This is a genomic window from Affinirhizobium lemnae (genome assembly GCF_022968395.1).
In the GTDB taxonomy this organism is placed as follows: domain Bacteria; phylum Pseudomonadota; class Alphaproteobacteria; order Rhizobiales; family Rhizobiaceae; genus Neorhizobium; species Neorhizobium lemnae.
Genome location: NZ_JALJQZ010000038.1, coordinates 1 through 26,354, shown reverse-complemented (window position 1 = coordinate 26,354; position 26,354 = coordinate 1). Strand labels below are relative to the sequence as shown.

Annotated in this window: 20 protein-coding genes; 7 read left to right on the top strand and 13 right to left on the bottom strand. The window is 57.3% G+C overall.

The genetic code is table 11. The features are described 5' to 3' along the window. Positions 1-46: 46 nt before the first annotated feature. The 4 genes from purH to htpX all read right to left on the bottom strand — a co-directional run bounded on the left by purH (position 47) and on the right by htpX (position 6,014). The gene (gene purH / locus MUU53_RS18360) at positions 47-1,663 is read right to left on the bottom strand and encodes a bifunctional phosphoribosylaminoimidazolecarboxamide formyltransferase/IMP cyclohydrolase (RefSeq protein WP_247262180.1); all 1,617 of its coding nucleotides are present in this window, start codon (positions 1,661-1,663) and stop codon (positions 47-49) included. Between the two features lie 95 nt (positions 1,664-1,758). Then, positions 1,759-3,447 (bottom strand): heparinase II/III family protein, encoded by a 1,689-nt coding sequence (locus tag MUU53_RS18355; protein WP_377307186.1) that lies wholly within the window; start codon positions 3,445-3,447, stop codon positions 1,759-1,761. 207 nt (positions 3,448-3,654) lie between these two features. Further along, a complete protein-coding gene (locus MUU53_RS18350) occupies positions 3,655-5,061 on the bottom strand; it encodes an RsmB/NOP family class I SAM-dependent RNA methyltransferase (RefSeq protein WP_377307185.1) in 1,407 nt (468 codons plus the stop codon). Further along, positions 5,052-6,014 (bottom strand): zinc metalloprotease HtpX, encoded by a 963-nt coding sequence (htpX, locus tag MUU53_RS18345; RefSeq protein WP_247262185.1) that lies wholly within the window; start codon positions 6,012-6,014, stop codon positions 5,052-5,054. Before htpX ends, MUU53_RS18350 begins: the two co-directional genes overlap by 10 nt. A gap of 129 nt (positions 6,015-6,143) precedes the next feature. Between htpX and MUU53_RS18340 the strand changes: the two genes are divergently transcribed. After that, positions 6,144-6,371, top strand: coding sequence for a DUF1674 domain-containing protein (locus MUU53_RS18340; RefSeq protein ID WP_247262177.1), 228 nt, complete (start codon positions 6,144-6,146; stop codon positions 6,369-6,371). 11 nt (positions 6,372-6,382) lie between these two features. On the opposite strand, the gene MUU53_RS18335 is transcribed toward MUU53_RS18340, so the two are convergent. Beyond that, on the bottom strand, positions 6,383-6,784 hold the full coding sequence (locus MUU53_RS18335; RefSeq protein WP_247262176.1) for a hypothetical protein: 402 nt from the start codon (positions 6,782-6,784) through the stop codon (positions 6,383-6,385). A 326-nt stretch (positions 6,785-7,110) separates the two neighbouring features. On the opposite strand from MUU53_RS18335, the gene MUU53_RS18330 reads away from it, so the two are divergent. Together MUU53_RS18330 and MUU53_RS18325 are read left to right on the top strand one after the other, a co-directional pair. Further along, the gene (locus MUU53_RS18330; protein ID WP_247262175.1) at positions 7,111-9,261 is read left to right on the top strand and encodes an EAL domain-containing protein; all 2,151 of its coding nucleotides are present in this window, start codon (positions 7,111-7,113) and stop codon (positions 9,259-9,261) included. After that, positions 9,258-11,753 carry an ATP-binding protein gene (locus MUU53_RS18325; RefSeq protein ID WP_247262174.1) on the top strand — a complete coding sequence of 832 codons (2,496 nt, stop codon included), beginning with the start codon at positions 9,258-9,260 and terminating at the stop codon, positions 11,751-11,753. Before MUU53_RS18330 ends, MUU53_RS18325 begins: the two co-directional genes overlap by 4 nt. Before the next feature lie 12 nt (positions 11,754-11,765). Here the strand turns inward: MUU53_RS18325 and MUU53_RS18320 are convergent, their stop codons facing one another. Beyond that, entirely contained in the window at positions 11,766-12,755 is a 990-nt protein-coding gene (locus MUU53_RS18320; protein ID WP_244484845.1) for a crotonase/enoyl-CoA hydratase family protein, read from the bottom strand. Between the two features lie 548 nt (positions 12,756-13,303). Here MUU53_RS18320 and MUU53_RS18315 point away from each other — a divergent pair. Beyond that, on the top strand, positions 13,304-14,668 hold the full coding sequence (locus tag MUU53_RS18315) for an APC family permease (RefSeq protein WP_247262173.1): 1,365 nt from the start codon (positions 13,304-13,306) through the stop codon (positions 14,666-14,668). Between the two features lie 120 nt (positions 14,669-14,788). On the opposite strand, the gene MUU53_RS18310 is transcribed toward MUU53_RS18315, so the two are convergent. Genes MUU53_RS18310 through MUU53_RS18300 form a run of 3 tightly spaced genes read right to left on the bottom strand, consistent with a single transcriptional unit; the run spans position 14,789 to position 18,674 of the window. Further along, complete coding sequence (locus MUU53_RS18310; RefSeq protein WP_247262172.1) at positions 14,789-15,784, bottom strand: P1 family peptidase; 996 nt, start codon at positions 15,782-15,784, stop codon at positions 14,789-14,791. Between the two features lie 17 nt (positions 15,785-15,801). Further along, positions 15,802-17,343, bottom strand: a complete 1,542-nt coding sequence (gene amaB, locus MUU53_RS18305; protein WP_247262171.1) for an L-piperidine-6-carboxylate dehydrogenase — start codon at positions 17,341-17,343, stop codon at positions 15,802-15,804. Positions 17,344-17,390: 47 nt separating this feature from the next. After that, positions 17,391-18,674: an NAD(P)/FAD-dependent oxidoreductase gene (locus MUU53_RS18300; protein ID WP_247262170.1), complete on the bottom strand. Its 1,284-nt coding sequence runs from the start codon at positions 18,672-18,674 to the stop codon at positions 17,391-17,393. A gap of 143 nt (positions 18,675-18,817) precedes the next feature. Here MUU53_RS18300 and MUU53_RS18295 point away from each other — a divergent pair, with 143 nt between their 5' ends. Both MUU53_RS18295 and MUU53_RS18290 read left to right on the top strand, forming a co-directional pair. Further along, positions 18,818-19,708 carry a LysR family transcriptional regulator gene (locus MUU53_RS18295; RefSeq protein WP_247262184.1) on the top strand — a complete coding sequence of 297 codons (891 nt, stop codon included), beginning with the start codon at positions 18,818-18,820 and terminating at the stop codon, positions 19,706-19,708. Between the two features lie 55 nt (positions 19,709-19,763). Further along, complete coding sequence (locus MUU53_RS18290) at positions 19,764-20,000, top strand: Lrp/AsnC ligand binding domain-containing protein (RefSeq protein ID WP_247262169.1); 237 nt, start codon at positions 19,764-19,766, stop codon at positions 19,998-20,000. A 67-nt stretch (positions 20,001-20,067) separates the two neighbouring features. Here the strand turns inward: MUU53_RS18290 and MUU53_RS18285 are convergent, their stop codons facing one another. From MUU53_RS18285 to epmA, 4 genes are all read right to left on the bottom strand, one after another. Beyond that, positions 20,068-20,268 carry a hypothetical protein gene (locus MUU53_RS18285; RefSeq protein ID WP_062557210.1) on the bottom strand — a complete coding sequence of 67 codons (201 nt, stop codon included), beginning with the start codon at positions 20,266-20,268 and terminating at the stop codon, positions 20,068-20,070. A 361-nt stretch (positions 20,269-20,629) separates the two neighbouring features. Further along, positions 20,630-23,200 carry an aminotransferase class III-fold pyridoxal phosphate-dependent enzyme gene (locus MUU53_RS18280; protein WP_247262168.1) on the bottom strand — a complete coding sequence of 857 codons (2,571 nt, stop codon included), beginning with the start codon at positions 23,198-23,200 and terminating at the stop codon, positions 20,630-20,632. Positions 23,201-23,372: 172 nt separating this feature from the next. Further along, complete coding sequence (locus tag MUU53_RS18275) at positions 23,373-24,422, bottom strand: lysine-2,3-aminomutase-like protein (protein WP_247262167.1); 1,050 nt, start codon at positions 24,420-24,422, stop codon at positions 23,373-23,375. Next, positions 24,419-25,483, bottom strand: a complete 1,065-nt coding sequence (gene epmA / locus MUU53_RS18270; RefSeq protein ID WP_247262166.1) for an EF-P lysine aminoacylase EpmA — start codon at positions 25,481-25,483, stop codon at positions 24,419-24,421. Before epmA ends, MUU53_RS18275 begins: the two co-directional genes overlap by 4 nt. Positions 25,484-25,663: 180 nt before the next feature. On the opposite strand from epmA, the gene efp reads away from it, so the two are divergent. Next, on the top strand, positions 25,664-26,233 hold the full coding sequence (efp, locus tag MUU53_RS18265) for an elongation factor P (RefSeq protein ID WP_137134792.1): 570 nt from the start codon (positions 25,664-25,666) through the stop codon (positions 26,231-26,233). The last annotated feature ends 121 nt before the right edge of the window (positions 26,234-26,354 follow it).

Here is a 26,354-nt window from a genome sequence, read left to right as displayed (position 1 = left end):
AAAGATCCCGCCGCTGATCTGTCGGCCGCGGGATCTTTAACCGATATCAATGACGGAAGTGACGCATGCCGGTGAAGACCATGGCAACACCATGCTCGTTTGCGGCGGCAATGACTTCTTCATCCCGCATGGAGCCGCCTGGTTGGATGACGGCGGTTGCGCCTGCCGCAATCATGGACAGAAGGCCATCAGCAAAGGGCAGGAACGCTTCCGACGCAACAGCAGAACCACGCGTCATAGGCTCAGCCCAGCCCATGGCCTTGGCGGCTTCTTCGGCCTTGAGACCGGCAATTCGGGCAGAGTCCACACGGCTCATCTGACCGGCACCGATGCCAGCCGTCTGGCCATTCTTGGCATAGACAACGGCGTTGGACTTCACATGTTTGCCCACCTTGAAGGCGAACTTCATGTCGATCAGTTCCTGCTCTGTTGGCGCACGCTTGGTCACAACGCGCAGATCGAGGTCTTCCACCATGCCGTTATCGCGGGTCTGGACCAGAAGACCACCCGAAACAGTCTTGGCGGTCAGGCCGCGTGAACGCGGGTCCGGCAGGCCACCCGCGGCCAGGAGGCGCAGATTGGGCTTGCGGGCGATGATGGCCTTGGCTTCATCCGTTACGTCCGGTGCGATGATGACTTCGGTGAACAGTTTGACGATCTCTTCTGCCGTCGCCGCATCAAGTGTCTGGTTCAGGGCAATGATGCCGCCAAAAGCAGAGGTGCTGTCGCAGGCCAGTGCCCGCTTATAGGCTTCCACCAGCGAGCCGCCAATCGCGACACCACAGGGATTGGCGTGTTTGATGATTGCGCAGGCAGGACCGTTTTCAGAAGGGAACTCGGCAACCAGTTCGTAGGCTGCATCCGTATCGTTGATGTTGTTGTAGGAAAGCTGCTTGCCCTGAATGAGCGAAGCGGTCGCAACGCCCGGACGCTTGTCGCCCGTCAGGTAGAAACCTGCGGACTGGTGCGGATTTTCGCCGTAGCGCATTTCCTGCGAGAGAACCCCGCCGAGTGTGCGGTAGCGCGGCATCTCGATGTCGAGGGCTTCAGCGAACCAATTGGAAATCATCGTGTCGTAGGCGGCGGTACGGGCATAGGCCTTGGCTGCCATCTTCTGGCGGAACGCATAGGCGGTCTGGCCGTCTTCTGTTGCAAGTGCTTGGATGAGCTGCGGATAATCCTGCGGATCAACCACCACCGTTACATAGGCATGATTCTTGGCCGCTGCACGGATCATGGCCGGACCGCCGATATCGATGTTCTCGACTGTGGTCGGATAGTCGCCGCCTGCGGCACGGACTTCTTCGAACGGATAGAGATTGATGACCGCAAGGTCGATTGCGCCGATCTTGTGGTCATTCATAGCCTTGACGTGATCCGCATCGTCGCGAATGGCGAGAAGGCCGCCATGGACACCGGGATGCAGGGTCTTGACGCGACCATCCATGATTTCAGGAAAGCCGGTGACTTCCGACACGTCGGTGACGTCGAGACCGGCTGCCGCCAGCGCCTTGAAGGTGCCGCCGGTTGAAAGAAGGCGTACACCGTGGCTGCTGAGGGCCTGTGCGAGCTCCACGACGCCGGTCTTGTCCGAGACGGACAAGAGCGCTGTGCGGATCTTCACTTTGTCAGGGGCAGGGATCATTTTGGAAACAACGGCCATCGGTCACTCCGTTCAGGTGGGACGCCCGTCAGCTGGCGCCTTTTTCATGCGCGCCGCCTAGCACAGCTTGACCTTCGAGGGAATGCGAATCAGTTCTACCCTTGTTTCTTTAGCATCCAACGAAGATCTGTCGTTTGAGGCAGGGTAAATTCGATCACCAGCTGCTGACTGGGACAGATGCCGGTCACATCGGCGAAAAAGATGTCGTCTTCGATATCGACGCTCTGTCCGGGTGCCGAGAAAAGCCAGGTTTCACCATCCGCTCCCTCCAGCATGACCGTGTCTTCATGCAATTTCGTCAGGAGAATTGACGGGTGAATATGGAAGCGGGCGGTTGCGGTGAGGCTCTCGTCATGACGCTGTTCGATCTGATCTTCGGGACGGAAGAAATGATCGTGTCCCTTGATCTTGTTGCCTTTTGCTGCGAGCCCGATCTCGCGCCGGTGCACCCAGCCGAAGGGCTTCACATAGCCGTCATGGCTCGCCTTCAACCAATCGTTGCCGTAGGAGTCTTCCCAGCGTTCCGCGGTGACTTCTTCGATTCCGTCTAGAATGAGCGGCCCCAGCAAGTTCGACTGCAGGATTCTCGACGAGGAGGTTTCGCCAAGTGTGATCGTGGAGTGTGCTGAGGTCGACCGTGCCATCAACCGGTAGCTGCGGCTTGCGAAGCGTAGCATGCCAGCATTGACGATGAACCGGCTTCTGCCAGCCGACATTTCAAACGACAAACAACCCGCATGGGCAGTCTGCGATACATCGAGCCGATGAGCCTTGCCCGTATCGACGATGATGGTGGTTTCACCGGCGGCGAGCCTGTGAAAATGGCTATGAGGAAGCGCCTTGAATGGCTTGCCACCGGTTTCGTCGTAACGCAGGGCTGCGAGAAGTTCGGCAGCCGGGGTGGCTGTCGCTCCATTGAAAAGTGCGAGATCTCCATCCTGATGGCGAAAGAAGCGTAATGCCGGATAAATGCGGTCGATCGTGGGGATAAGTTTGGTGGGAACATCGTGCCCCAGGTTGATATAGGTTTGCCTCAGCGGCAAAAGATCAAGCAGGATTTCCAGTGCGGTGCGGGGATTGCGGGAGATGTGGCCGCCGTCCGCCAAGACCTGTCTCTCCAGCTCGCGATCCAGCTTCTGACCATCCTTGAGCACCAGCTTGGCAGAAGATGGCATGGCAAGCGACATCATCGCAAGCGCGATATGGATACGCAGCTTTACCTCTCCCTCACCGACGCAGGATGCAATCTTGCGAAGATAACGCCGATGAAAGGCGAGGCTCTTCATGAAGCGGCGGTAAAAGCTTGCCTCCGCACCATTCAAGACCACAGGCGAATGGGACAGCCAGGCGATTACCCGCTCGGTTGTTATGTGTGGTTCCCATGCAATACCCCTTGTGTGGTGACCGTGGATTGCGAGCCAGGACGAAATGATGGCCCGCGTTTGGTTGCGTGCCTTGGCCGTTTTGAGCGCGCGCATGTGGCGCATCCAGGAAAAAGCATGCAAACGCTCGGCAAAGGCCTTTGACGGAAGATGCTGCAGAAAGGGCGAATCGTTTTCGACTTCCATCAACCGTCCGGCCAGCGGAAACCGGCCAGCCAGGATCTCTTCAGCGATAAAGGGATCAATAGCGCGCAAATCGGTAGGAGCGACAATCAGACGATCCGGAACGCCCTGTGACGTTCTACCGATGGACATGCAGAGACTTGCCAGACGACGACCGAGACGTCGTCGGGTCTCCAAAAGTCCGAGAGATAAACGTATGCGGCGCTCCGCCAATTGCATCATGAATACCGAGTTGCACGAGAAAGCGCATGCCAAGCGACAGGAACAGATCGCCCGAAACGCTCCACCGAATTGTTTTTAGGTGATCCCAAACATACAAGCGTTTATCGTTTGAGCTGGAATCGCCCGGTGCCACATCACTCTCCAAAGAGCATGACAGGCCGCACCGCTGGCGATCGAGTCTGGCGTGTTATGGTGAAGAAAATCTTACCGACGCCGTAGGATGCACGCAAAGAAGCCATCCATGCCGCCTGCATAGCCATCTTGGGCCGGAAGCATAGCGGGCGAGGTTCGGAATTCGCCCAATTCATTGATGGCATCTTCCAGGCCTGGCCAATCCGCCTTTAAAACAGGCACCCGCTCTATGGTATCCGTTTCGGCCAAGAGATCACGAACGACGTTCTCGCCTTCGAGCGGGTCGAGAGAACAGTTGGAGAAGACAATCAGGCCGCCGGGTTTGACCAGCGTGATGGCGTGCCGCAACATCTTTGCCTGCAGGGCTGCAAGCTTCTCGATGTCTGAAACGCCCTTGGTCCAGAGGACGTCAGGGTGTCGGCGGGTGGTCCCGGTCGACGAGCAGGGTGCGTCAAGCAGAACGCCATCGAGCAATTCATCTGGTTCGAATGCAAACAGGTCTGTGTGAATGACCTCGGCGTCCAGATGGAGCCTTCCAAAGTTTTCCGCCAAACGCTTGGCGCGATTTGCCGATTGCTCGACGGCGGTCACCTTTGCGCCGCGTACGACAAGCTGAGCCGTCTTTCCGCCTGGGGCTGCGCAGAGATCGGCAATACGCTTGCCCTGAACATTGCCAAACAACTGTGCGGGTATGCTGGCCGCGGCGTCCTGAACCCACCACTCCCCATTCTCGAAGCCCGGCAGCGACGGAATGGCGCCATCGAATGCAGCAAGGCGAACTGTCCCGGTCGACAAAAGACGACCGTTCAGCCGCTTTGCCCAGTTTTCCGGATTGCTCTTCACCGTCAGATCGATAGGTGCTGGCGTGAGTTGGGATTCGGCGATTTCTTTTGCTGTTTCGGGCCCATAGGCTGCAGCAAGCCGTTTCAGGAACCACGCCGGCATCGGGGAGATGTCTCGCCCGTCTTCGAGGATAGCATCTCGCTCCCGCACCATGCGACGAAGAAGCGCGTTGACCAGCTTGGCGAAGCGACGATTGCGAGGGTCGCGATTGGCCTGTTCAACGGCGAGATCCACCGCCGCATGAGATGGTACATCCAGATAGAGGATCTGGGCCGCAGCGGTCGTCAGCACATGCTGGAGCGCCCGAGCACCCTCGGGCAGCGACTTGTCAAGCATTCCGGCCAAGGCGGCTTCAATTCGCGGCAGGTGGCGCAATGTGGCGTTGATGATTGCCCGGCAGAGGGCGCGGTCTGCATCGCTCAGTGCCCGATAGACAGGATTGCCATGACCGGCGTCTAGCATTCCGTCCAGAGGGGTGTGTTTGTCGATGACAGCAGCAAGAATCTTGGAGGCAGCGACCCGAACGTCCAGACCCGGCTTTGCGTCCTGGGTCGCGGGAGATGGTCTTGATGGGCGAACCGCCGAACGGCCTTGAGGCTTGTTTTTCTTGTTCTGCGTATCTTCGTTCAAGACCAGGGACCTTTGCGCGGTTCGTCATTGCCCCGCGCGGAACCCGTGTTGGGCACCGAACGGGTTGTGCGGCTCGGTCTAGCAGCCGTGAAGGTTTGCGTCGAGGGAGACGAACGGAATTCGGCTGCCATGGACTGCAGAGCGGCAATGCGATTTTCTGTGTTCGGATGTGTTGAAAACAGGTTGTCCATGCGCTCGCCCGAGAGAGGGTTGATGATGAACATATGGGCCGTTGCCGGGTTTCGTTCGGCATCTGCATTGTGAATGACCTGGGTAGCGCCCGCAATCTTTGCAAGGGCGGATGCCAGCCAGAGCGGGTTACCGCAGATTTCTGCGCCTCGCCGATCGGCAGAATATTCACGCGTCCGACTGATTGCCATTTGCACCAGCATTGCCGCAAAGGGCGCGACGATCATTGCGACCAGTACGCCGATGAAGCCGAGCGGATTGTTGTTCTCACGATTGCCACCCAGAAAGAACGCGAAATTCCCGAGCATGGAAATGGCGCCAGCCAATGTAGCTGTGACTGTCATGGTCAGGGTGTCCCGGTTCTGCACGTGTGCCAGTTCATGCGCCATCACACCGGCGACCTCTTCTGGAGTCAATTGTTCAAGAAGGCCTGTCGAAGCGGCGACCGCTGCGTTCTGGGGATTGCGTCCGGTGGCAAACGCATTCGGCTGAGGACTTTCGTAAATGTAGACCTTGGGCATAGGCAGACCCGCATTGGCCGAGAGATCACGGATCATGCGGAAGAATTCCAGCGCGTTGCTTTCGTCCACCTGCTGTGCCCGATAGGCAGACAGGACCATCTTGTCCGAGTTCCAGTAGGAAAACAGGTTCATCCCAGCTGCAATGAGGAAGGCGATCATCATCCCACCTCTGCCACCTATCATAAACCCGACCCCCATGAACAGGGCTGTCATGAACGCCAATAGCATGGCTGTGCGCATCGTATTCATCGTCATGACCTTCCAGACGTCCAAAATGGCCTTTAAACTGCGGCAGAACAGGCCTAAATGATGTGGTGAACTGAACCTTCATTTCAACTGGTTTGATCTTCGACCATCTGAAACAAGGATGTGATAGCCATGCCCGCACCCGATAACGACAATGAAATCTCAACTTCAGCCGATGCGGCGATACCAGAACGCATAAAGAGCCTGTCGCCAGCAGCTCAACGTGCATTGCGCGAAGCGGAGGAACGTCGAAAGGGGGAGATGCAGGTCGATCTGCCTGTCGAGCATGGCGGTCGCGGAGGTGCGGACCCGGCGCGGTTCGGCGATTGGGAAATAAACGGACGCGCCATCGATTTCTGAGCGCGCTGCTTCTATTTGTCTGGCTGACTGGCAGGGGCTGTCGCCTCATTGTCGTTCAGCCAGGTTGCAAGCGCTGAAATCATCATCAGCCGAAGACTTCTGCCGCGGGCAAGCGCTTTTGTCATAGCCATGGTTTCTTCCGGAAAGCCAATTTCGGCGACCAGTTCGGCAGGTCCGATCTTACGATCGCGCAGTATAGTTTCGATACGGCCGACTGCAGAGGGAAGCAGGTAACGACCATTCGCTATCGGTTCCCGTTTTTCATCTTCTAGTCCCAAGGTGCTGCGATCCAGGTTTGGATTTTCGACTTGCGACCTCAATTCGCTTAGAAACTGGAGCCGCTCTTGCCTATTGGCGCGGTGCCAATGTTTACGTAGTTTGTTCAGACGATTGGCCTTTTCCTTACGTGTCATTTTTCTCACTTATGTCACATTGTCATGCGCGGGTTTGTCTCGAGCATGCTGTCGTGTCTGGCGGGCGCCTGTTGACCGATGGCGCCAGCACATTCAATTTTTCTTCGAAACAGGACGTGTATGCTGCGAGCCGTTTTATGTGTCCCGCGTTAATACATACAACGCCGGGATGAATGTATTGTTTTGATTTGGTTGCATATCTTGGTAGCGGAATCTTAACGGGTATCCGATCTAATATCAGTGAATTGTCGAACTGTTGTTCGAAAGCGCACGTGGATCTTTTAGTCGGCGTGCGACCAGCGCGCCGAAATGATATCGGAAACCTGATGCCTCTCATTGTCATTCTCGATGATCAGGAGACCAATCGCCGAATTTTCGAGAGGCTTGCCTCGTCAATCGAAAGCGGCATGGTTATCCGTGTTTTTGGAGATCCGTCGCACGCGCTGAAGGAGTTCGGTGAAGGCCTTGTGCCTGATTTGATCGTGACCGACTACAAGATGCCCGTCATGGATGGTGAAGGTTTTATTCGGGCCCTGCGCGTGCTTCCAGGCTTCTCGGAAATCCCGGTCATTGTGATTACGGTTTACGAAGAACGAAGCTTCCGCATGCGTGCGCTTGAGGCCGGTGCTACAGATTTTCTTCAAAGCCCAGTCGATCATCAAGAGTTCGTCACCCGGGCACGCAATCTGCTTAAGCTGCGCAAACAGCAGTTACTGCTTGAAATCCGTGCAGAGGTACTAGCTCAGGAACTCGCCAGCAGCGAGGAAAGTCGTGAAGCGGCTCTTCGCGATTCGAGCGAACGTCTGGCTCAGGTCATCGATACAGTCCCAGCCATGGTCAGCGCCAGCGATCTGGACGGTCGAATTCTATTTGCCAATCATTTCGCTGGAAGTTTCTTCGGCTGCGATCCGGCCGATCTAGTTGGCAAGAGCAGCGACGTTCTGGTCGACGCCGACCTCGTGGCCCCCAATAGATTGCTTGACCGCAAGGTCATTCGTAGCGGTCAGGCGTTGGTGAGTTTTGAACGACAACTGACCAATAGCTTTGGCGAGAAGCGCGTATTCCTCACCACGAAGAGCCCACTGCGTGACTCTCACGAGGCCATCATGGGCGTGGTTACCAGTGCACTCGATATCACCGATCGAAAGCGAGCGGATGAACATCTTTTGCACGCGCTGCAGCACGATGCCGTTACAAGTTTGCCCAATCGCAATTTCTTCCAGGACCGACTGCGGCGGGAAGTTGCGCGCGCACGCCGCGGGGACCGTGCCTTCGCCATCCATCTGGTGGATATTGACGAGTTCAAGAGCATCAATGATTTGCTTGGACACGAAGCGGGAGACGCCTATCTCCGGGAAGTTGCCAGCAGGCTTTTCGCACTTGCCGGTCCTGATGATTTCGTCGCTCGGGTGGGAGCAGACGATTTCGGTTTCCTTCAATCAATTTCGGGCCAGACTCTGCCGCCTGCCGATCTTGCGGATCGGATTGTAGCGGCGCTTGGAGCGCCATTCGAGTTTGGAGACAAGGATGCGGCCTGCGGTGCAAGCGTTGGTGTGACTCTCTATCCGTTCGATGCGACGGAAGATGAACGTCTTATGCAGAATGCCGAACTGGCTCTTCAGCAAGCCAAGCAAAGGGGCGGCAATCAATTCCGGCTGTTTGAAACGAACATGGCCGAACGCACACGCAATCATGCGGCGCTTGACAGTCGATTGCGCCTTGCCATCGAGCGCAAGGAGTTCGAGCTCTACTATCAGCCACAAGTCTCCTCAGGGACGGGCCAGATTATCGGGGCTGAAGCGCTCTTGCGATGGAACAGTCCCGACAGGGGGATGGTGTCGCCCGGCGAATTCCTGCCACGCGCCGAAGAAAACGGCATGATCGTCCCGATCAATGAATGGGTGCTGATGGAGGCGTGCCGTGAAGCCAAGTCCTGGCACCGAATGGGCCTTGGTCCCATCAAGATCGGCGTCAATCTTTCGCCTATCCAATTCCAGCGCGTCAATGTTTCGGCGCTGGTCGTCAAGGCGCTCTCTGCTACGCAACTCGATCCGCGTTGCCTTGATCTCGAGATCACGGAAAACATCGTGATGGAGGACAGCGAGTCGGTGGTCGCCACCTTGCGACAGATCGCTGAGCTCGGAGCGACCATCTCTGTTGACGATTTCGGAACCGGCTATTCATCCTTGAACTATATCAAGCAGTTTCCGCTCGACCGGATCAAGATCGACCAATGTTTCATTCGCAATATGGTCGATAACCCGAGCGATCATGCGATCGTGCGGACAGTCGCCAATCTTGGACATAGCCTAGGCCTGACGGTCGTGGCGGAAGGGGTTGAAACCGAAGCGCAGGCAAATCTTCTCAAGGCAGACGGATGTGATGTCATGCAGGGCTATTTCTACGGAAAGCCTATGCCGGCCGCAGACTTCATCGCCATGGTGCGTGCCAGTCGCAAACTCGAGTTGACGGCATGACCGGCCTGCGTCCCTATGATTTCAGTCGGCTTTTCAGACAGTCGATCTCGCAATCCGTCTATGACATGCGGGCACTTCTGAAGCAGCGCCCGGATACCGAACATGAACTGACCGCCAATCGTCTCCTGCTGTCTTCAACATTTCTGATCTATCTTGTTGTAGCGCACATGATGGGGTCGGATGCGGCAACGACTGCCCTGCAGATTGCAGCTGTTCCTGCCCTTGCCTTTGAGGCGATTGCCGGGGCGCTGTTTCTACATTTGCTCATTTCGCCGGGCGTCTCGCATGTGCGTCGCCTAATTGGGATTGCTGCCGATCTTGGTCTGTTTTCCTTCGGACTTCACATCAGTGGCGAGGCGGGTGCGGCTTTCATTCTGGTCTACCTCTGGGCCGTGCTTGGGAACGGTTTTCGCTTTGGTCTGATCTATTTGGCAATCGCAGCGATTACGGCTCTGATTTGCTTCGGCGTCGTCTATGCAAATACTCCGTTCTGGCAAAGTCAGCCGAGCGCTTCGATCGGCCTCGCTGCAGCGCTGATCGTGATACCCGCCTATACGTCGACACTCATTCGAAAATTGTCCGAAGCAAAGCAGCAAGCCGAGGAAGCCAGCAGATCAAAGAGCCTGTTTCTTGCCAGCATGAGCCATGAACTGCGCACGCCGCTCAATGCGATCATCGGCCTTGCGGATCTTCTCGTCTCTGCGCGCCTGAAAACTGAACAGCATGAGATGGCGCGCGTTATCGGAGCTTCAGGGCGCTCGCTGTTGTCACTGATCGAAACAGTTCTAGACTTTGCACGGATCGAATCCGGGCAAATGACGATCAAGAGCGAGCCTATTGAACTATGCGCATTGCTGCGCGATGTCCGGGCCATGATCGGGGTTAGCGCAAGCAGAAAGGGCTTGCGTGTTGCCATCCATATCCGACCTGGTACGCCGCGGGCCGTCGTTGCCGATCGCCGCCATATCGAGGAAGTCATCCTGAACCTTGCCAGCAATGCGGTAAAATTTACCGAGCACGGCTATGTGCGGCTCGAGGTCGGGTTCCGCTCGGAAACGGATGAAGGCGGCGATCTGCTGGTTGATGTGGCTGACACCGGCATCGGTATCGATCCGTCTGCCCATGGGCGCATTTTCGAGCGGTTCACGCAGGCTGATGGCAGTATCATGGACCGCTTTGGCGGAACAGGTCTTGGTCTTGCAATTGTTCGCCAACTCGTCCGTACGATGGGGGGCGAAATATCCGTCTCCAGTGCTCTGGGTCGTGGCAGTGTCTTCTCATTCCATCTGCCGGTGGAGGTGGCTGAACTTGAGGTGCCGCATGCATCCGAATCGGCTCCCATACTCGTATCGCAGCGGCATCACGACGGTGCGCTTGTCGCCGGACTTTCACCGGTCACCAGCCTAGAGGCTGCCATAGCCCGCATTCGTTCGCTACAAGCGAGCGGAATCTCGCGTCCCGCTGTATTGATCGATGCCGCCTTGACAGATCCGACAGCGGTCGAAGTCGCCCACGCGCTGCTGCAGCCGGGCACGGGGGAAGACGAGCCGGTTCTCGTTCTTCTCGTCGATCCCGTTTTGCCGGTTCCAGACTTCGACCGGAACCTTTTTGTCGCGGTTACCAATGGCAGTGACATGGAGCTGGCGAAGCATTTGGCCGGCTTGAGCGGAGCGCCTTTGATTTTGGACGATCAGCCTGCCGCCACGGTCGGATACCGAATTTTGATTGCGGACGACAACAAAACCAATCAGATGGTCATCGCCAAAACACTGGAGAGCGGTGGTCATAGCTTCGAGATCGCCGATAACGGTGAAAATGCCGTCGACCTGATGCTGAAGGGCGGTTTCGACCTTGTGCTGATGGACGTCAATATGCCCGTCATGAACGGTATCGAGGCGACAAAGTTCTATCGGTTTGCATCCCTCGGGACGGTTGCGATCCCAATTGTTGGTTTTACAGCAGATGCAACCGGAGAAGCTCGACAAAGGTGTCTCGATGCCGGCATGGTGGAGTGCCTGACAAAGCCGATCGAGCCAAAGCGCTTGCTAGCGGAAATCGACCGGTTGCTCGACGGAGTTCTGCCAGTTACACGTGAATCATCATCCTCTGAGAGTGTGGATGCGGATTCCCCCTCTGCGTCAGATCAGCCGGTCATCGACAGCGGCACAACTGCCGCTCTGGCGCAGCTTGGTGGTGACGACTTCGTTGACGCATTGCTTATGCAATTCGTTGACGATTCTGCCAATGCCATGAAGGCGCTCGCAAATGCCGTCGCAGAGGAAAATGTCGGGGAGTTCCGCAATTCTGCACACGCCTTGCGCAGCGCCGCGGCGAACGTCGGCGCCATGCGCATCTACCAGATGTGTCTGGACTGGCGGGAGATCGCCGACCGCGAACTCAGTGAAAGCGGCGAAATCCACGTTCATGAATTGCACGAGGAAATCGATCGCTTCCGGCAGGAGCTGGATTCACGCAAGAGGCGCGCATCCTGACGAGGCGCAGGGTCAGGTCAAGCCAACCCGCTTGGCCTGAGCCGCTCGCAAACGCTCGATCTTTCGCAAATCCTGCTCATCCAGATTCATCGCGGCGTCCACCCACAGATCAACGACGTCTCGAAGCTCCTCATAGGTAAGTCCGTTGACCCGTCGTCCTACGTCCCGGATAGTCCTGTGAATGGCGTGCTTGCGGCTGTTGCGGGCAATATAGTCCCGAACCGCCTCCTCGCCTTTTCCATCATCGACGACCAGTTCGACCAGGCCCATCTGTTGCAATTCTTCCGCGGTATAGACCTTGCCGCTGGTAATCATCCGCATCGCTCGGGCCGGATCCAGCTTGCGAGACAGGAAGCTGTAGGCTCCCATGCCCGGAAAGAGATTGAAGAGGATTTCGGGAAGACCGAACTTCGCAGAACGCTCCGCGATGATGATATCCGATGACAGCGCGACTTCGAAACCTCCGCCAAGCGCATCCCCCTGAACAAGGGATATCAGGATGATGGGGAGGCCCAGGCTGCTGGCGCACGAGTACATCAGATCAATGCAATCATGCGCATAACGGCGCAAACGCTCGCGGTCTTTCGAGCGGATGTGCTGCGCAAAATACCCAAGATCGCCGCCCAGATTGTAAATGCCTGGCAGGCCGGAGCCGCTGACCAGATAGAGCAGTTTTTGATCCGCTGGCGTGCGATGATAAATGGACTGAACCGTGTTGCGGAAATCGATGAGATCGCTCAGCAGGCCTGGTGTGAAACTGGGCGCCGAGTGCGGTGTCATGTAGTACCACAGTGTCCGGTTCGCCGGATCGACCTTGATCTTGAGATTTTCCCACTCTCGGAGAGCGAAGCTGAGTTCCGGTGGCAAGCCTTCGCGGCGCTCTCGGAAATGTGTCGTATTGACACGTTTTTCGTCATCCAGTCCTTCCGGGATTTGTCCCAAAATTGGATGACCCTTCATAAGTTGATAGGCCAGACGCTCGTAGTCCGTCACTTCCGCCATGTGCATAACCCTCAGCTGCTGAGCCGACACATTATCAGACCTACCGCATCTGCGAAGAGTTATTATTAATTTTTTGTTAAGTTTGGATAACAAACATGGTTAACGTTTAAGCTTCTCAGATTCTAATTCGAATGCTGTTTGAGATGGTTAGGTGATACCTGATTATCAGCGTCAACTATAGATCAAGTGCAGTTTAGAGGCGGTGCGTCGGTCGGGCATCAGTCAGTAATGGCGCAGATAATTCCTGTCACTCGCCCGGTTGATTTTCCTTACGGATCTCGAAAACGTCCGTGTCATCGGAAAATCAGGTACTTTCTGCCATCAATCCTGAAATGTCTCAAATTGAGCTTGATCCAAAAACTGCTCAGCACCTGGAGCCATGCTTTCGAGAGGAGGACGCATTGTTGGTGTGATCGAAGACAATCCTTTCCAGCATTTCCGTCTTTGGCCCACTCGGAATTGGTAGCGTCCGCTCTAACTACTGCCTGAAGCTGCATCGAGAGATTTCGTCGTCCGTATGCAGAGTTGAGATGCGCGGGAGGGTCAGCATGAAAGACGGCAAGATGGCGGAACACCTGGGCGAGACCCATGAACTCAAGCGGGTCATGGGCCCGGGCCTCCTGCTTCTCTTCATCGTTGGTGACATTCTTGGAACAGGCATTTACGCGCTGACCGGGCAGGTGGCTGCCGAAGTCGGGGGCGTGGTCTGGCTACCGTTTCTTGTCGCTTTCGCTGTCGCATTGCTGACGGCATTCAGTTACCTGGAACTGGTCACGAAGTACCCGAAGGCCGCAGGTGCCGCCCTGTATACGCACAAAGCGTTCGGCATTCATTTCCTCACCTTCCTTGTTGCGTTCGCAGTGATGTCTTCGGGCATCACGTCTGCTTCGACCGCTTCACGTGCGTTTGCAGCCAATTTCGTAGCTTCAACCGGTCTTGCGTCCGGCGGATTGACGATCACGCTTGTCGCACTCGCATTCATTGCCTTGGTTGCGGTCGTCAACTTCCGTGGCGTGGGCGAGAGTGTCAAGGTCAATGTCCTGCTCACCGTTGTTGAGTTGAGCGGATTGCTGATCATTATCGGCATCGGCTTCTGGGCAATCATGGGCGGGCAGGGTGATGTGTCTCGCGCGTTCACATTCCAGCCTGCTCAGGATCACGGCCTCTTCTGGTCTGTTATTGCCGGAACCACTCTGGCCTTCTTCGCCATGGTTGGGTTTGAGGATTCGGTCAACATGGCTGAAGAGTGCAAGGAGCCGAGCCGCATTTTCCCAAAGGTCTTGCTCGGTGGTTTGATCATTACGGGGATTATCTATGTCCTGGTTGCGATATCCGCCATCACCCTTGTTCCTGCAGCAGATCTTGGGGAAGGCGAGACGCCCTTGCTGAAGGTTGTTCAGGCGGGAGCACCGGGCTTTCCAATCAGCGTCTTTGGCATCATCACCATGTTCGCCGTTGCAAATTCTGCATTGATCAACATGATGATGGCGAGTCGGCTGATCTACGGCATGGCCAGAGAAGGCGTTCTCCCGGCATTGCTCGGTCGTGTTCATGCCAAGCGACGCACCCCTTACATCGCGATTCTCTTCACAACATCGATCGCTGTGCTGCTGATTACTTTCGTTGGCGCCGTGCCTGCGCTTGGGGGAACAACTGCTCTGCTGCTTCTCTGTGTTTTTGCGATCGTCAACATCGCCGTGCTGGTCCTGCGCAAGGACAAAGTGGAACACAAGCATTTTCGCACGCCGACAATCGTGCCTGTCCTTGGCGCGATCAGCTGCGTTTTTCTTGCTGGTCCATGGACAGGTCGTGATCCTATTCAGTACACAATTGCCGGAGCTCTGATCGCCGTCGGGATCCTCTTCTGGTTCATAACTGTGCGGGTCATGAAAACAAGCGTGCAGCCGGCCTGAGACGAACCTTTGGAGCGTCGGGCGACTAATCGGGAACGGCCCGGCGCTCCAAATTCTTTGTTGACGCATCGGTTGAGCGAAAAACCGGTTTCCACTTTTTCGCCCGATGCTCTTGTCAGGCTATGCGTGGTGGTCTCGCCACGCTCTTTGGCTATCTTCAGCGGGGAGGGCGCGTGCTTCATAAACTCCGCGGGCGATTGCCCTGGCGAATGTCAGTGTCGCCAGATGGCAAAGCTCCATGAAATCGGATGGCTGCGCCAAAGCGCGTCTGGCCGTCGAGGCGGCAAAGACCGTGTCGCCATCTGCGGGCAGATGGGCAGGAAGGATTGCCCGCGCCAGTCCATCCTGAGCCATGATGGATAGTCGATGAGCCTGTGCCTTGGTCAGGATGGCATCGGTCACCACCAGACCGATGGTCGTGGCCTTGAGATTGACGCCCTTCAGGCGCAGTGCCAGATGATCCGCATTGAATTGCGAAGGAAGGCCAAGACCACCGAATTCATCACCCTGCTCGAAGGGAGCAGCCCAGAAATGCGGGCCTTCGCCAACGGTCGCCGATCCCAGCGCGTTGACCGCAACAAGAGCTCCGATTCGATGTCCCGTAGATGTCACCGCACTGGCTGAGCCCAAGCCACCCTTGAAGGTCGCCGTCGTCGCGCCTGTGCCTGCCCCGACTGTTCCCAGATCAAAACGACCGGTCTGGGCCGCCTTGAATGCTTCATACCCCATATCTCGATAGGGCGAATGAAGGCCCCAATCCTTGTTGCCGCCATTCAATAGATCCATGAGGATTGCCTGCGGCACGATCGGAACGCGTGTCGTACCAACCTGCAAGCCGCGTCCCATTTCGCGAAGACCAGCCTGTACACCGCCTGCGGCATCGAGGCCGAATGCCGAGCCTCCGGAAAGGACCAGCGCGTCAACTTTTTCCACCGTCATGGCTGGGTCGAGAAGAGCTGTGTCCCGCCCGCCGGGTGCACCACCCATAACAGTGCCGGAAGCGATGGCCGGTTCATTGAACACTACGACACTGACTCCTGAACCCAGGTTCAGGTCGGTCGCATGGCCGACACTCAAGCCCTCGATATCGGTGAGAAGATTGAGCGTTTCAGCCATGCGGTGCCTCCTGCCTGTCAGGCGATATCGAACTTGACGCCCTGGGCAAGCGGCAGTGTCCGGCCATAGTTCAGCGTATTGGTCGCGCGGCGCATATAGGCCTTCCATGAATCGGAGCCGGATTCGCGACCGCCTCCGGTTTCCTTTTCGCCGCCAAAGGCGCCACCGATTTCCGCACCTGACGGGCCGATATTGACATTGGCGATGCCGCAATCGGATCCTCGGGCCGAGATGAAGGTTTCCGCCTCGCGCATGTCATTGGTAAAGATGGACGACGACAGGCCCTGCGGCACACCATTGTGCAGGTCGAGCACGGCGTCGAAGTCGGAATACTTCATGACATAGAGGATAGGCGCGAATGTTTCCTCAATGACCGGACCGCACTGAGACGGCATCTCGACAATGGCCGGGCGGACATAATAGGCGTCGGCAGCATCGGCTTCCAGAACGCGTTCGCCGCCGGTTACTGCGCCGCCTTCCGCTTTGGCAGCTTCGATGGCCTTTTGCATCCGTTCGAATGAGGCCTTGTCGATCAGCGGGCCGACAAGATTTCCGTCAACCGTTGGATTGCCGATCGTGACCGATTGGTACGCCTTCTTCAGGCGTGGCACGAGGTTGTCATAGACGCTGTCGTGGACGAAAAGACGGCGAAGCGTTGTGCAGCGCTGACCGGCTGTCCCCATGGCAGCGAAGGCAACGCCCCGCAATGTCAGGTCCAGGTCCGCGGTCGGGGTAATGATGGCGGCGTTGTTGCCGCCCAGTTCCAGAATGGCGCGTGCAAAGCGCTTTGCTAGCCGTGGTCCAACGGCGCGACCCATGGCCGTGGAACCGGTCGCAGAAACCAGCGGCACCTTCGGGTGGTCGACCAGAACTTCACCGATATCGCGGCCGCCGATGAGAAGCGACGAGAGGTTGGCCGGTGCCTTTCCGCCCTCGGCTACGAAACGCTTGAGCGCCTTTTCAAAAATTGCCTGCGTGGCCAGTGCCGTCAGTGGCGTCTTCTCGGAGGGCTTCCAGACGGTGGCATTGCCGCAGACCAGCGCCAGCGCCGCATTCCAGGCCCAGACCGCAACCGGAAAATTGAAGGCAGAAATGATGCCGACGACACCGAGTGGATGCCAGGTTTCCATCATGCGATGATCCGACCGTTCCGTTGCGATGGTCAGGCCGTAGAGCTGGCGTGAGAGACCGACAGCGAAATCGCAGATGTCGATCATTTCCTGTACTTCGCCCAAGCCCTCGGACGTGATCTTGCCGACCTCGATGGAAACGAGTTTGCCGAGATCCGCCTTGGCCGCGCGCAGTTCATCACCAAGGAGACGAATAAGCTCCCCGCGCTTGGGGGCTGGTACCAGGCGCCATTCCTGAAAAGCCTGATGCGCCGCACCTATGACTGACTGAGCCTGCTGCGATGTCAACTCGGGAAGACGCCCGATTTCGGTGCCAGTAATGGGAGATCGGACGGCCAAGGTTCCACCTTTATAGGCAGAAGGTGCCACACCGAGTTTTGCAAGGATAGTTTCCGCTTCGGCGGCAAGGTTCAGAGTGGCGAGGCTCATCTTGGTCCTTCTCGTCTTCTGGTCATGATCATCTGATCGTTCAGCTCTTAAAATCGATCGCCCGCAAGGTGAGCAATCTGTGCTCCAATCTCGTAATAGGCTTCCTTGATCGGCCTCATCAGTGGCTCGGTTGGTTCCGTCAGCGGCAGAGGCAGATCAGCTTCTGGCAATTCGCCCAGAACATGCGCAGCAAGAACCCTGCCGAACACCGTACCCGGTGAGATGCCGCGTCCGTTATAGCCCGAAAATCCGATGACGCGATCGGCGAATTTGTGAAAGCGCGGCAGGGCATTATCGGTCATGCCGATCTGGCCATACCATTCGGCCTCGAATTCCACTTCGCCCAGTTGTGGGAACAGCTTGGCAAGGGCGCGACGGGCCCAGCCTTTGTGGATGGCCGTCCCGGTGCCTCGCAGTGCGCCAACAGATCCAAACACCAGGCGGCCCCTGGCATCCATGCGGAAGGAGGAGAGAATCTCCTTCGTGTCCCAGCAGCCCTCGCGCTCCGGCAGAATGGAGCGCCGCAGATTGTCGGAGAGGGGCGTGGTCGCGAGGTTGAAATAGGGTAGATAAACCTGCTCGCGCCGCACTGTCTCGAATGGGCCGGTGGTATAGGCATCCGTTGCGACGATCACCCAGTTTGCGGTCACGCTGCCGGTGCCGGTGGAAACGATATGGCGTTGCCCGCGAACCTGCCAGCCGATGACCGGGCTTCCCGTATGCAGCAGGGCCCCCGCCTTGATGGCGGCATTGGCCAGACCCCGAGCATAGGCGAGTGGCTGGAGCGTTCCTGCGCGACGATCCAGCAGCGCACCGCGATAAGCGCGCGTGCCGATACGTCGTTCCGTTTCTGCTGCATCGAGCCATTCAACGGGCGCACCTCGTTTCTGCCACTGCCGCGCGCGCTCTTCGATTTCTTTCAATCCATCGTCGCCGACCGCACAATGAAGGGTGCCCGAGCGCGTCAACTCGCATTCTATTGCGTGCTGTTCAATGAGTGCCATGACCGCTTGAGGGCCGTTGCCGAGGAGGTTCAGCAGGCGTTCGCCGTGGATCTCTCCTAGTTCGCCGGGAAGATCGTCCGGCATGACCCACATTCCCGCATTGATGAGGCCCACATTTCGTCCTGCACCACCAAAGCCGATGTCCTTGGCCTCCAGCAGGATGACGGAGCGTCCCGCCTGCGCTAGGTGCAGAGCCGCAGACAGGCCCGTATAGCCGCCACCGATGATGACGATTTCGGCCGTCCTGTCGCCGGTGAGGGGCGTCGTCGGCGGGGCGGCAGGTGCAGTCTTTGCCCACAGGCCGTGGGTGCGGGGATCATTGAGCATGGATCATCGTTCCGGAGGCTTGACGACCTATCTTTACAGCCGCGTCAATGGCGTGAATATCGAATTCTTCTCATCAGTTCATTCTCAGGAGGAATGATCTCGCAATGCTGCCGCCGCGCCGATTTCTGCCTTAATTTTCGCTTCTGGCCGCTTTCGAGGCCGCGGCACGCACCGGCAGTGTCACCGCAGCAGCCAATGAACTGGGTCTGACGCAAAGCGCTGTCAGCCGCCAGATCTCGTCTCTGGAAAAGCAGCTCGGTGTCGCCCTGTTTCTGCGCGAGCGGCAGACGATCCGCCTGACGATTGCCGGTGACACCTACGCAAGAGAGGTCCGCGAGGCGTTACGACGCATCTCCAATGCATCCCTCAATTTGCGGGCCAACCCGGCTGGCGGAACGCTGAACCTTGCCATCCTGCCCTTTTTCGGTAGCCGCTGGTTGACCCCGCGCCTGCCACGGTTTCTGGAACGTCATCCCGGTGTCGTGGTCAATCTGATCACCCGGCTTGAGCCATTCGACTTCCGTTTCGATACTCTCGATGCCGCAATTCATTTTGGAGAGCCTCGCTGGCCAGGCGCAAGCCTTTCCGTGTTGACGGACGAGGATGTGATCCCCGTCTGTGCTCCCGCTTACCTGTCGCGTGGTGATCTGCGGTCTTGCGACGATCTGCGTGGCGCATCTCTGCTGCATCTCAATTCGCGTCCAGATGCCTGGGAGACCTGGTTTACCTCACGAGGTATCGAATTCGAGGCTCTGCACGGAATGTTGTTCGACCAGTTTTCTACAATGCTTGAGGCTGCGGTCGCGGGTATGGGGCTTGCTCTTATGCCCCGATTTCTGATTGATCGCGAACTGGATAAGCGCTTGCTTGTGCCAGCCATTGAGACCTCTCCGCTCCACAGCGGTCGTTACTTTCTGGCCTATCCACCGGAGCGCGGCTCCTATCCGCCACTTGCGGCGTTCAGAAACTGGATTGTCGAGGAGGCTGCAAGAACGCAGGACCGGGTTGCACGAAGCAGTCGCATCGGCCAATAGTTTCGTTCACACGTCCACCACGGCTGGCCGACAGCCTGAGATACGGGAAAATGACATGAAGCCGATTTTCGTCCAGTTGCGCTGTGCGCCGGGCAAGACCTACGAAGTGGCCGATGCCATTTACAAGACCGAACTGGTTTCCGAACTCTATTCCACCAGCGGCGACTGGGACCTGCTCCTGAAGATCTACCTCGGCGAGGGAGAAGAGATCGGGAAGTTCGTGAATGAAAAGATCGCATCCATTCCCGGAATCGAGCGCTCTCTTACAACGCTCACATTTACCGCGTTCTGACACGGACGTAGATAACGCGACCGCCCTTCACATGTTGGGCGGTCCGCTCGTTCGGGATACTTGAGGTTCAGGCGACTGCCCGACGGTCTGCGATCGCTTGATCCCGCACGTGGTTGCGAATTGCGAGACGCACCTCATCGGCAGATGAGAAACGTTGCTCGTCCAGATCGATGACGTGAAATTTGACCGCGATGAACTTCAAGCGATCGTTGTCGGGAACAACGATGCCAACGGGCTCGCCAGCGTATTCGATAACCTGCTTTTGCATGGTCATACTCCTAGTGTGGCTGCGTGACGCAGCGATGACGAATTAGACTTTTCAGACGGTTTTCGGGTGAAACGTCACATTCGACAGCGCGGGGTGGAGATCTGGCCCACGCGTTTCACAACAGACGCATCGCAAATAAGAGAAGTGCGAATCATAAGCGTCATTGTCACTCCCTCGTTCGTGTTGCGCTTCTCCGGACTGAACCCTCCTCGGCTCGTCTCAGGTGTTTTGGACCATAAGCGAGTCGAAGCTGCAGTTCAATCGGAATTATGAATAGCTAGAATTTTTTTCTGTTTGATGACAGCAATCGGGCAGATGTGTGAAATCTTGTTCGCGCATCTGCCTTTGTATAGGATTGCGATCACATTCGCTCACGCTCGCTCTCAAATTGGGGATCTGGCTCGTCTTGAGGCTTAAGATCGCGTGCCTGTTCGTCCTGCCCGGATTCGACGGCGGGCAGGCAGGCCGCCAAAGCTTCCACGAATTCTGCGACTGCGCCCTCCGACAGCGTGAGCGGTGCAACAATGCTGATCACATCCGATGTCGTCGGAGGCGACACCAGGACGCCGAGGCCTTGAAGAAGGTTTGCGATCTCGGTGGCGTCCACGCCGGAAAGCTTCAATCGAAGATCGAGACCGGATCCTTCTACACCGATGAGTGCAGGATTCCGGTCTGATAGCTCTTCCAGTCTGGTCCATAGAAGGTCCGCAGCGTCTGACGCCGCACGCCTCAGCGCTGCGTCATCGAGGGCATCCAGAACTGCCAGCCCCATACGACAAGCCACCGCTGTCGCATCGGGTTGCGGCAGTTCAAGTCCATCCGGCAGAACCGATCGACTGATGATGACGGCTGCCAGCCGCTCCTGGGGAACAGGCGAGCCGGTGACGACAATATCCGGAGTTTGCTCTGCCGTCTGAAACGACCAGGCCTTTTTGCTATTGCGCCAGAAGCCGGATTGCCTTTCGTCTGCAATCAAGACGGCGTCTGGATCATCAAACAGCTTGTCCGCCAATTGCCGTGCAATCTCCATAGCCTGCGTTTCGTCGGTCAGAGCAAGAACGGTATCAAGATGGCCCGGCATGTCTTGAAGCAGGGCGGCCTGATACTCCGCTTCCAGGCTAGTTCCGACTGTGCCCCCGAGAGTGAGCCATTGGCGGTAAGCTGCTTCTGCAAGCACTCCATGCCCATAGCCGAGAATGCCGGCTGACCCTGTCAAATCAATCCGGCGGTGACCGAAGCTGTCGAAAAGATATTCGTGCCAGCCTCGCACATGGCCGTCCCCCGATACATCGGGCGCATCGACATTGAGACCGAGTACCTGAGACGGAGACAGGACCAGACGTTTCCAAAGCCCCAGTTCGTTTCCGGAACAGAATAAGGGCGGATCCACATCCGGCGATCGTACAAGGCGAATGCGTAATCCACCTACGGATCCCTCCGGACCGCCGACCGACCCCAGACGGTCGCCCGCAAACAACATGGTCCCCTCTGCCAAGACAGTTTCCAAGCCCTCGAGATAGAGAGTCGCATCCTTGCCTGAAAGAATGAATAGTCCGCTTGTCTGCTTTACGGTGCCTCCGAACGGAGCGGCCACTGTGGCTCCAGCCGGCAGGCAGATATCGATATGAAGGGCGACGTTGCGAGCGTCAGCATCCGCCGAGCCACGAGATAGACGATACTCTCCGAAGCGGGTGGCCCCCATTTTTGTTTCCCAGGCGATTCGTGCCAGAAGACGCCAATCGATCTCGGGGTCGTTCCAATTACCGTCCACAAAAAGCGGGCTCGTTGCGGAGAGATCGACAAGACGGAGATCCTGGAGATCCAGTTCCGGCAGAAGCGGCAGAAATTCTGCCGTTTCTGGCAAAGGCCACTCAACGGCTTGCAGGATGGCTGCATGCATCACGCCGGGTTCAACGTCCGCTGCCTTCTCAAAGCCGGTTCTGCTTTCCTGTAGTTTTGGGCTAGCGCTGACCCCGTTGGACGCAAGCTCATGCTGTGCACGCTCACGCGCAACAGTGGCGACGACCAGTGGCCAAAGCGCCGTCAGTTCCGCTTCGTTCAACGGAAGTTCGGCGTGGAATGCCTTGATGGCTGGCAGGACGGAAAATGCACTGCCCGTGCCGCGCTGCAGGATTTCTGCGCAGACGCCCGCCAGAGACGCGACAACCCAGCCGCTACCCAAAAGCTCCGGGCTGGTAAAGCCGGTCGGTACCCAACCGGCTTCCCCCGGCAGGCCAACCAGATTATCGCCAATCGGCCGATGATGGATCAATTGAACGCGCAGTTGTTCTCCCAGAGGCTGAACCTGTCGAAGCGCGGTCACGGTGGCGCGAGCGATTGGATCGCGCACCGCCGGTTCGGTGAGATTTCTCAGGTAATGAACAACCTGTGGCCCGACCTGCCGCAGATCTTGATCGACGCTCAGCTGAGATGTTTGGGTAGCATGTCCCTCAAGATCCGAAATGGCGACAAGATCGCGAGACAACTGGGCGGCAAATGTTCCGATCCGGCCAATCTCCAGATCCGAGAGCTCCGCAAGATTCGGCATGGGCTCCCCGGGCGGAAACGCAAAAAGGCGCGCAAAAGCCTGATCGCCTTCCGCCAGACTTCCGTCTAGGCTGATCAGATCCGCTCCCTGCTGGGCCGCAAGCGGTTCCGGTGCGCCGATTCGCCCTGTTTCTCCTCGCAACCGATGCAGCAGCTCATGCTCGATCTTGAAGCGCTCGAATAGCTGTTGTTCTTCGCCAAAATCGAGCCTGCAGGTAACTTCCTCGTACCGAATGAAGAAGCGCGGTGGGTCGATATCGACGGGTAAGACTTCCCCGGCCAGGCCATAGTGCTCGGCAACGAATTCGTCGGCTTCAGGCCAGTAAGCTGACTGCTCGCCGTCGGTCATGGCTTCAGGGCTTGTCTCGTACTCAGCGTCAGCCATCGCTACTCCCCCGGAAGGCTGTTGATTTATAAGGAGAATAGCGCGATCAGCGCCTGCGTCCATAGCATTCGTTGAAACGCGTGTGGCTATGGGTGCTAAAGAGACAGCGAATCATGTTGCAACGGACCGCTCAAACAGTCCGAAACGCATCAGTTGCAGGCGATATAGACAGCTAGCTTGGCGGGTATCGATGTGTTCCGCCTCGGTAGTCACTCACGGAATAACAGCCGTCGTCAGCCGCCTGAACAGCCTGAGGTCCGAGCACTGCCTTGCCGTGCCCGCCGGGGATATCGAGAACGTAAGTCGGCTGGCAGAGGCCGGAAAGATTGCCACGAAGTGCAGCAACGATTTCCTGGCCCTGGGCGATATCCAATCGAAAATGGCTGGTGCCGGGCGCGAGATCCGGGTGATGAAGATAGTAGGGCTTCACCCGCGCCTCAACGAAGGCTCGCATCAAAACCGCCAGTACATCCGGATCGTCGTTGACGCCCTTCAGAAGCACGGTCTGGCTGATCATCGCAATCCCAGCATCAATCAATGTTGCGCAGGCATCGCGCGCCTCATCCGTCATTTCGCGGGGATGGTTGGCATGAAGTGCGACATAGACCGCCTTGCCGCTCTGCCGAAGGGCATCGACCAGATCCGTATTGATGGCTCGCGGATCGACGACAGGGACGCGGGAATGGAATCGGACGATCTTCACATGTTCAATGGAACGAAGCCCATTCATGATCTCGGCAAGACGTCTTGGAGAGAGAACCAGCGGGTCTCCGCCCGTCAGAATGACCTCCCAGATTTCGGTTCGGGAGCTGATATAGTCCAGCGCTTCCTGCAATTCTGGCGGTGACAGTGTGCCGTCGCCCGTCGGTCCGACCATTTCGCGACGGAAGCAAAAGCGGCAATAGACCGGGCAGATATGAACAGCTTTCAGAAGGACACGGTCCGGATAGCGATGAACAATACCCCGTACAGGGCTGTGCGCGCCGTCTCCAATCGGGTCCACACGTTCCTCGTTCGTCGTCGTCAGTTCTGCAATATCCGGTATGAACTGCCTGGCAATCGGATCGTCGGGGGCGCCGCGATCGATCAGGTCGACCACGGTCTGCGTCAAGGCGATTGCATAGCGCTCAGCGACCGCCTGAGCGTCGGCCAGATGCTGCTGCGAGATCAGGTCTGCGTCCAGCAGTTCGGATGGTGTCTTGAGCGGACGTGTTGCCATCATCGATAATCCGCGACCGGCGCCCACATGACCTGATCGATCCGAAGCGCTCCGGTCGCCAGCATGACGAGCCGGTCGAAGCCGAGTGCGATCCCGCTTGCGTCGGGCATGATGGCAAGTGCCGCCAGAAAGTCTTCGTCGAGCGGATAGGATTCACCGTAAACGCGAATCTTTTCCGCCATCTCGGCCTCGAAGCGCAGGCGTTGCTCCACCGGATCGGTCAATTCTCCAAAGGCATTGGCGAGTTCGACCCCGCAGGCATAGAGCTCGAACCGTTCCGCCACGCGTGGATCGTCGGAAGTAGGTCGCGCCAGAGCGGCCTCGGATACCGGATATCGGTCGAGGATCGTCATCTGTCCGTCTCCCAGATGTGGTTCGATCCTTTCGACCAGCACACGAGAGTAGAGATCTGCCCATGTATCATCGCTTGCGTGGCGGATGCCGGATCTTTCCAATTGTTTGGCCAGAGCTCCTTGATCCGTCGTCCCGTCTTCACTGATCGTCGCCAGGATGTCGATGTCGGCAAACTTGCGGAATGCATCCGCGACGCTCAGTCTTTCTGCCGGGATGAACGGATTGCAGGTCATTCCGCGATAGCTGAAAAGCGTAGTGCCCGCCGTCTTGGCTGCGAGTGCAACGAGGTCGGCACAATCGGCCATCAGCTGCGTATAGTCTTCGCCAACCCGATACCATTCCAGCATCGTGAACTCAGGGTGATGAAGCGGCCCCCGTTCTCTGTTTCGAAAGACATGCGAAAAGCAGCTTATGCGTCGCTCACCCGCCGCCAGCAGCTTCTTGCAGGCAAATTCCGGGGAGGTGTGCAGATGCAAGGGCAGGGCTCGGCCGTCGGTTGTCAAAGCAACGGTCGAAAAGGCATGCAGATGCGCTTCGTTTCCGGGCGAAACTTGCAGGGTCGCGGTATCGACTTCGAGGAATTCGTTCGCGTCAAAGTAGGCACGGAAAGCCGACTGGATGCGATTACGGCCGACAAGGAAGGGTCTACGATCGGCATGAACATCCGGCCGCCACCAGAACGAGGGCGAAAACGGGCTTTCTTGCGACACGAGATAGCTTTCCTTTCCGGCTTTCTTCTTGCGCCTTGACTGCAAAGGCTTCCACTTTCCGCGGATTTGAGGTAGTTGCGCGCCTTGAAGAAAGATCAAGCGTCAACGGTCCGTCGGCTGATTGGTCCTCTACGACGCATTCCACGCACTGACAAGCCAAGGCAGTCACAAGGAAACCCTATGGTCAAGATTATCGCCTCCTCCGTCCGCAAGGGCAATGTTCTCGATGTGGACGGCAAGCTCTACGTCGTTTTGACGGCGCAGAATTTCCATCCCGGCAAGGGCACACCGGTCACTCAGGTGGACATGCGCCGTATCGTCGATGGTGTGAAGGTCTCCGAGCGCTGGCGCACGACCGAGCAGGTCGAGCGCGCTTTCGTGGAAGACGTGAACTTCCAGTACCTTTATGAGGATGGCGAAGGCTTCCACTTCATGAACCCGGAAAGCTACGATCAGGTTGTCGTCAGCGAAGAGACAATGGGTGACCAGAAGGCCTACCTGCAGGAAGGCATGACCTGCATCCTATCCATGCATGAAGGTGTTGCGCTGGCTCTTCAGCTTCCTCGCCACGTAACGTTGGAAATCGTCGAGACTGAGCCGGTCGTCAAGGGTCAGACCGCTTCGTCTTCCTACAAGCCAGCCATTCTTTCCAACGGTCTCCGGACCCTGGTGCCGCCTCATATCGACGCTGGCACGCGAGTCGTCATCGCGACCGAAGACAACTCCTACGTCGAGCGCGCCAAGGATTGATCCGGATCCGGTCCAACCTTTCCGACAAAGCGGGCCTCGGCCCGCTTTTTTGTAATCAAAGTAAACCTCCACCTACGGTGGAGGACTGGACGAGTTCTACATCGTAGTGGAGAGACCTCCG

Bases quoted from the DNA above. Each gene is read 5' to 3' on its own strand.
- MUU53_RS18335 (WP_247262176.1), bottom strand. From the start codon at position 6,784: ATGACACGTAAGGAAAAGGCCAATCGTCTGAACAAACTACGTAAACAT.
- amaB (WP_247262171.1), bottom strand. From the start codon at position 17,343: ATGAGCCTCGCCACTCTGAACCTTGCCGCCGAAGCGGAAACTATCCTT.
- MUU53_RS18310 (WP_247262172.1), bottom strand. From the start codon at position 15,784: ATGGCTGAAACGCTCAATCTTCTCACCGATATCGAGGGCTTGAGTGTC.
- purH (WP_247262180.1), bottom strand. From the start codon at position 1,663: ATGGCCGTTGTTTCCAAAATGATCCCTGCCCCTGACAAAGTGAAGATC.
- efp (WP_137134792.1), top strand. From the start codon at position 25,664: ATGGTCAAGATTATCGCCTCCTCCGTCCGCAAGGGCAATGTTCTCGAT.
- MUU53_RS18285 (WP_062557210.1), bottom strand. From the start codon at position 20,268: ATGCAAAAGCAGGTTATCGAATACGCTGGCGAGCCCGTTGGCATCGTT.
- MUU53_RS18300 (WP_247262170.1), bottom strand. From the start codon at position 18,674: ATGCTCAATGATCCCCGCACCCACGGCCTGTGGGCAAAGACTGCACCT.
- MUU53_RS18290 (WP_247262169.1), top strand. From the start codon at position 19,764: ATGAAGCCGATTTTCGTCCAGTTGCGCTGTGCGCCGGGCAAGACCTAC.
- htpX (WP_247262185.1), bottom strand. From the start codon at position 6,014: ATGAATACGATGCGCACAGCCATGCTATTGGCGTTCATGACAGCCCTG.
- MUU53_RS18280 (WP_247262168.1), bottom strand. From the start codon at position 23,200: ATGGCTGACGCTGAGTACGAGACAAGCCCTGAAGCCATGACCGACGGC.
- MUU53_RS18275 (WP_247262167.1), bottom strand. From the start codon at position 24,422: ATGATGGCAACACGTCCGCTCAAGACACCATCCGAACTGCTGGACGCA.
- MUU53_RS18315 (WP_247262173.1), top strand. From the start codon at position 13,304: ATGAAAGACGGCAAGATGGCGGAACACCTGGGCGAGACCCATGAACTC.
- MUU53_RS18325 (WP_247262174.1), top strand. From the start codon at position 9,258: ATGACCGGCCTGCGTCCCTATGATTTCAGTCGGCTTTTCAGACAGTCG.
- MUU53_RS18340 (WP_247262177.1), top strand. From the start codon at position 6,144: ATGCCCGCACCCGATAACGACAATGAAATCTCAACTTCAGCCGATGCG.
- MUU53_RS18355 (WP_377307186.1), bottom strand. From the start codon at position 3,447: ATGCAATTGGCGGAGCGCCGCATACGTTTATCTCTCGGACTTTTGGAG.
- MUU53_RS18320 (WP_244484845.1), bottom strand. From the start codon at position 12,755: ATGGCGGAAGTGACGGACTACGAGCGTCTGGCCTATCAACTTATGAAG.
- MUU53_RS18330 (WP_247262175.1), top strand. From the start codon at position 7,111: ATGCCTCTCATTGTCATTCTCGATGATCAGGAGACCAATCGCCGAATT.